We start from the raw sequence: 497 nt of genomic DNA on the forward strand, positions 1-497 counted from the left end.
GTGCAAACCCAGGACGTGCTGATGGTGGGCGGCGCCGCGTTGGTCCTGAGCTTCCTTGCCACCCTGTATCCAGCCTGGCGCGCGGCACGTACCCAGCCAGCACAGGCATTACGTTATGAGTGAATCGGGCATGAGTGAAAAAGCAATCCTGAGCTGCCGCGACCTGGGCAAATCCTACGAGGAAGGCCCGGAGTCGGTGGTGGTGCTGTCCAACCTGCAACTTGAGCTGCACCCGGGCGAGCGCGTGGCGATCGTCGGCAGTTCCGGTTCCGGCAAAAGTACCTTGCTGAACCTGCTGGGCGGCCTTGATACGCCGTCCCAGGGCAGCGTATGGCTGGCCGGTGAAGAACTATCGGCGTTGAATGAAAAGGCCCGCGGCCAACTGCGCAATCGCTCGTTGGGCTTTGTGTACCAGTTCCACCACTTGCTGCCGGAATTCACCGCCCTGGAAAACGTGTGCATGCCGCTGTTGATCGGCAAGACCGCGATTCCTGAAG

General features: G+C 61.2%; 1 protein-coding gene. It reads left to right on the forward strand.

The features are described from left to right. Positions 1–115: 115 nt before the first annotated feature. Positions 116–497 (forward strand): ATP-binding cassette domain-containing protein (locus RSB01_RS14125; protein ID WP_332625759.1); only part of this gene is annotated, 382 nt, incomplete at its 3' end.

The organism is Brevundimonas sp. (genome assembly GCF_036659295.1).
In the GTDB taxonomy this organism is placed as follows: Bacteria; Pseudomonadota; Alphaproteobacteria; order Caulobacterales; family Caulobacteraceae; genus Brevundimonas.